At 73.1% G+C, this 5303-nt stretch carries 5 protein-coding genes; 1 reads left to right on the top strand and 4 read right to left on the bottom strand.

Going from position 1 to position 5303, the window contains the following annotated elements:
* The 4 genes from ABZ914_RS45770 to ABZ914_RS45755 form a co-directional block, all read right to left on the bottom strand.
* A partial coding sequence (locus ABZ914_RS45770; protein ID WP_500200944.1) for an ATP-binding cassette domain-containing protein occupies positions 1-235 on the bottom strand: 235 nt, incomplete at its 3' end.
* On the bottom strand, positions 232-942 hold the full coding sequence (locus ABZ914_RS45765; RefSeq protein WP_500200943.1) for an ABC transporter ATP-binding protein: 711 nt from the start codon (positions 940-942) through the stop codon (positions 232-234). The genes ABZ914_RS45770 and ABZ914_RS45765, both read right to left, overlap by 4 nt.
* Positions 923-3034, bottom strand: a complete 2112-nt coding sequence (locus tag ABZ914_RS45760; protein WP_500200942.1) for an ABC transporter permease subunit — start codon at positions 3032-3034, stop codon at positions 923-925. Before ABZ914_RS45760 ends, ABZ914_RS45765 begins: the two co-directional genes overlap by 20 nt.
* Positions 3034-4407, bottom strand: a complete 1374-nt coding sequence (locus ABZ914_RS45755; RefSeq protein ID WP_500200941.1) for an ABC transporter substrate-binding protein — start codon at positions 4405-4407, stop codon at positions 3034-3036. Before ABZ914_RS45755 ends, ABZ914_RS45760 begins: the two co-directional genes overlap by 1 nt.
* Before the next feature lie 316 nt (positions 4408-4723).
* Here ABZ914_RS45755 and ABZ914_RS45750 point away from each other — a divergent pair, with 316 nt between their 5' ends.
* Complete coding sequence (locus tag ABZ914_RS45750) at positions 4724-5290, top strand: carboxymuconolactone decarboxylase family protein (protein ID WP_500200940.1); 567 nt, start codon at positions 4724-4726, stop codon at positions 5288-5290.
* Positions 5291-5303 lie beyond the last annotated feature (13 nt).

Genomic DNA, 5303 nt, shown 5'->3' with positions numbered 1-5303 from the left:
CGCGGGCCAGGTCGCGCGGGCGGGCCCCGGTCAGGTCGCGGCCGCCGAGCAGCAGCCGGCCCGACTCGACCGGATGGACCCCGGCGGCCACCCGCAGCGCGGTCGTCTTGCCGGCCCCGTTCGGGCCGAGCAGCGCGACCACCTGGCCCGGCGCGACGCTCAGGCTCACCCCGTGCAGGACGGTGATCCGCTCATGCGCGGCGCGCACGTCGCGCAGTTCGAACACGGCGCTCACGACTCCCCCAGGTACGCGGCCAGGACGGTCTCGTCGCGCCGGATCGCCTCGGGCGGCCCGACCGCGATCACCTTGCCGAGGTCGAGCACATGGACCTCGTCGCACACGCCCATGACCAGGCCCATGTCGTGCTCCACCAGGACGACGGCGGTCCCGTCCCCGGCCAGCGACCGCAGCAGCGCGGCGAACCGCTCGGTCTCCCCGGCGTCCTGCCCCGCCGCGGGCTCGTCGAGGAGCAGCAGCGCCGGCCGCACGGCCAGCGCGCGGCCCACCTCGACCAGCCGCGCGACGCCGGTGGGCAGCGCGTCCGCCAGGCCGTCCGCGACCTCCGCCAGCCCGATCCGGTCGATGATCTCGGTGACGAAGCGGGCGGCGCGGCGCCGCTCGGGGCCCAGCTCCGCGGCGACGAGCAGGTTGTCGCGGACGCTGAGCCGGCCGAACAGCTCCAGCCGCTGGAACGTGCGGGCCAGGCCGTACCGGGCGCGCTGCGCCGGCCCCTTGCGGGTGACGTCGCGGCCGTCCAGCAGGACGCGTCCCGCCGACGGGCGGCGCAGCCCGGACACGACGTCGAACAGCGTGCTCTTGCCCGCGCCGTTCGGCCCGATCAGGCCGGTGACGCGGCCCGGCTCGGCGGTGATGCCGACCCCGTCGAGCGCCAGGTTCCCGCCGTAGGCGACGGTCACCCCCTCAACCTCGAGCGATGCCACGGGCCAGCACCTCCCCGTCCTCGGCGCGCCAGGGCCGCCGCACGCCCCACCACTCGACCGGGATCTCCGGTTCGGCCGGGGCGCGCAGCCGCGCCGCCGCGTACGCGCGCAGCGCGACCGCCACGGCCAGGACGCCGGCCAGCAGCGCCCAGCCGCCGACCGCGTCCGCGATCCGCAGCAGCCACGCGAGCGCGAGGGCGCACAGCAGGGCGGGCAGGGCGACCCGGTCCCGGGCGAGCGGTTCCCACTCACGGCGGAACCGGGTCACGAGGCCGTCGGGGCTGTGGCCCAGCCCCATGCCGGCCAGGGCGGGCGCGATCGCGACGAGGTTCTGCGTCCAGGACGCCAGGCCGAGCAGGATGTTCGGCCCCACGAACGCCGTCCCGGCGAACAGCCCGTTCCCCACGCACCCGAGGCCGCCAATCACCGCGATCAGGAAGATGGGGAGCCCGGCCACCAGGCTGAACTGGTCGGCGGTGATCGTGCGCATCTGCATGCCGTAGAGCGCTCCGCCGAGCCCGGCGATCCCGGCCGCGAGGGCGAACACCGCGACCCTGGCGACCAGCAGGTTGCCGCCGAGCGTCGCGTAGGCGGCCTCGCTGTCGCGAAGCGCGATCAGCCTGCGCCCGAAGCGGCCGCGGCGCAGCGCGGCCACGCCGAGCGAGACCAGCGCGAGGCAGACGGCGGAGAACACCATCAGCTCGCGCTCGCCGTCCAGGCGGAGGCCGAGCAGCGACGGCCCGTGCACCTCCAGGGAGCCCTGCTCGAACAGCGCGATGCGCACTCCGAGCACGTGGAAGGACGGCAGCGTGAAGATCCACCGGTCGAGGACCACCGTGAAGGCCGCCGTGCCGAGCGCGAGGTAGACCCCCGACAGGCGCAGCGCCGGGAGCGCGATCAGCGCGCCCGCCACCGCCGCGACGAGGACGGCGGCCACCAGCGCCCACGGCTGCCCGTCCGCGCCGAGGTGCGCCCACACGACCGCGCCGATCCCCGCCATGCTCAGCTGGCACAGCGAGATCTGGCCCGCGTAGCCGGCCAGCGGGACGTACGACAGCGCGACCATGCCGAGCGGCAGCAGCGGCCCGAGGGTGATGAGGTCCTTGCCCTGCAGGACCGTCGCCAGCACCACGCCGAACACCACGACCGACCCGGCGAAGACCAGCGCCCCGCGCACCGACGGCAGCGGGACGCGCGCCAGCCTCCGGTCCCGGCCGCGCAGCCTCCCGTGCGGGAACAGCAGCAGCGCCGCGAACAGCAGCAGGGCGGGCGCGGCCAGCCGGAGCCCCGGAAGGTAGTCGTTCTGCGGGAGGTAGCCGGTCAGGTAGCTCTCCATGCAGCCGACGGCGATCGCGCCGAGGAAGGTCAGCGGCAGGCTCCGCAGCCGCCCGAAGACGGCCGCGGTGTAGGCGCTGACGATCAGCAGCGAGAGCTGCTGCGCGTCGAGCGCGACCGACGGGGCGATGAGGATGCCGCCGACCGCCGCGAGCTGGGTGCCGAGGACCCAGGCGACGCGGTTCGCGCGGACCGGGTCGGCCCCCGCCAGCCCGGCCAGGTCCCGGTCGTCGACGGTCGCCCGCATCTCCGCGCCGGTGCGGGTCCGGTTCAGCAGCGCCCACAGGCCCGCGGCCACCAGCACCGCGACCACCATGGTGAGGCCCTGGTGCCAGGTGATCGTGACCGGGCCGGCGCGGAACGGCGTCCGGTCGGCGAAGAACGTCGGCAGCGGCCGGGCGACGTTCGGGTCCCAGATCCACCGGGCCGCCGCGATGAGGCCGCTCAGCAGCGCCACCATCATGACCATCCGCTCGGCCTCGCCCAGGTGCTGTACGGGCCGCAGCAGGACCCGCTCGACGAACAGCCCGAAGGCGGGGGCGAGCACGAGCAGCACGACGGCCAGGGCGATCGGGACCGGCCACCCCCACCCCTCGGTCAGCTGCCAGTAGGTGAACGCGGCCAGCATCCCGGCGGCGCCGTGCGCGAAGTTGAACACGCCGGTCGTGACATAGGTGAGCACCAGCCCGCTGCCGATGACGGCGTAGATCGCGGCGGTGCTCAGGCCGACGACCCCGAAGGCGAGGAACTGCTCCATTACTTCAGGTCGTTCATGCTCTTACCGACGTCGGCGAGGGTGAGCGGCCTCCCGTAGTCGCCGGTGTACCTGTACTTGGGCGCGCCGCAGCGGTACGGACCGTTGTCGGGCTTGAAGTCCGCCGGCTTCCAGCCGTCCGGCGTGGCCTTCTCGACGTTGAAGCAGTCCAGCGGGGCGTCCTTCTTGGTGAGGTCGATCGGAGCCTGCAGCCCGCCGGCAGTCCAGGCGGTCTCCTTGCGGGCGGCGTCGTAGACGCACTTGCGGGTCAGGTCGTCCCCGCAGGTGCCGGCCGCCTTCGCGAACAGCAGCCAGGCCGAGAAGCCGCGCAGGCCGACGCTCGTGAGGTTCGCGCCGGAGGCGTACCTCTTGTAGAGGTCCTGCACCTTCTTCGTCGCGGGGTTGTCCGAGGCCGTCTCCAGCGGGTGCAGGCCACTGAGGTCGGCGAAGTTGTTCTGGAACTTCAGGGACGGGCCCGCCAGCTTGATGAACTGCGGGAGGTAGGCGTTGTTGTTCGCGTCGATCCAGTCGAGCTTGTAGTTCATTCCGGTCAGGATCTGCTCGAGCTTGGCCAGGCTGGTGAAGTCCCCGTAGAAGACGAGCCCCTTGACGCCCTTGCTCTTGATGGACTGGGCGTAGGGCGTCCAGTCGGAGACGCCCTGGGCCGGGTAGAGGTCGCTGTAGGCGATGGTCGCGCCCATCGCCTTGAGCGACTCCTGCCCCTCGGCGCCGAGGACCTTGGTGACGGGAGAGTCGCCCGAGATGATGCCGACCTTGCCCCGGGAGCCGGGGTAGGCGTCCTTCGTCAGCCACTGCCAGTAGCCCTGGTAGCGGTTGTACGAGGCGCCGCCCGTCTGGGCGAACTGCAGGTCCGAACCGTTGTTCGGGACCATGCTCACCTGGGCCGGGAAGTCGGGCAGCAGGCAGGAGAGCCGGTCCTTGGTGCCCATGGCGTCGAGCGCGGCGGCGCCGCCGACGAGCGCGAAGTCCTGCTTGCAGGACTCGAGCATCCGCTGCCGCACCTCCATCATCTTGGTGTCCCGGACGTGCGCCACGATCTTGCGGCCCTTGACGCCGCCCAGCTCGTTGCACCAGGAGGTGAAGACCTTCGCGGCGTCCGCGAGCTCGGGGTTCTTGGTGAACCCGACGTCGCTGAACACGCCGACGTCGATCGCGTCCTTGGCGACGCCCTGGGCGGACGCCTTGGTCGGGCTTCCGGGTCCGCACACGTCCTTGAGGTCGCCGAAGTCGGCCGAGACGGCCTGCTTCGGCGCGCCCGCCCCGGTCGGCTCCTCCTTGCCGCCCCCGCCGCGGCCGCATCCGGCCGCGAGCAGGGCGACCGCCGCGAGGGCGGCGACGGGCGTCAGCGTTTTCACAGGTTTCCTCCTCGGTGGTGTCCCCCGAGCGGCTGGCGTGACGGGTGAGCGCCGACCCTCTGGCGTCCTCTTGCTGCAAGGAAACTAGCTTCTCCTATGACGAGAATCAAGGATTCATAATCGCTCAACCTCGCGATCACAGCCTGGTCGCGCCCGGGTCACCGCCGGCGTCCGCGCAGCTCCTCACCATGGGCGGCTCCGGCGGCCGGCGCCCCCGGGGGGCACCGCGCAGGCATTGTTGACGGCGGGCTCGCGATCATGCGAACCTACGGACGAGCTGCGAGAATCTGATTCTCACGAATGAGAGGGAGCGCCCATGCGCGTGCCGCCACTGCCGGGCGACCAGTGGAGCGACCAGGAGCGCGCGGCGCTGGCCGTCCTGCTGCCCGAGCACCGCCTCAATCCGCGCGGCGCGGGCAACGCCCTGGCCACGCTCGTGCGCCATCCGCGGCTGGTGAGGAGGTTCCTCCCCTTCAGCGGGTACATGATGATGCGCTCGACGCTCCCCGCCCGCCTCCGCGAACTGGCGGTCCTGCGGGTCGCGCGGCTGCGCGGCTGCGCCTACGAGTGGACCGAGCACGTGAAGCTCGCGGCACTGGCGGGGCTGTCCGAGGAGGAGATCGAGGCGGCCGGGCGCGGCGAGGCCGCGGGCGAGCCGGACGCGACGGTCCTGCGCGCGGTCGGCGAGCTCGAACGCGACCACAACGTCTCCGACGGGACCTGGGCCGCGCTCGGCGAGCACCTGGACGAACGGCAGCTCATCGATCTGGTGTTCACGGTCGGCACCTACGGCATGCTCGCGACGGCCTTCAACACCTTCGGCGTCGAGCCCGACGAACCCGGCGAGCCCAGCGAGTTCGAGCGGCCCGGCGCGGGCGGCTGAGCGGCCGCGCCCG

The sequence above is a fragment of the Spirillospora sp. NPDC046719 genome (assembly GCF_040645715.1).
Lineage (GTDB): Bacteria > Actinomycetota > Actinomycetes > Streptosporangiales > Streptosporangiaceae > Spirillospora.
This window is presented reverse-complemented; position numbering and strand designations above follow the sequence as displayed.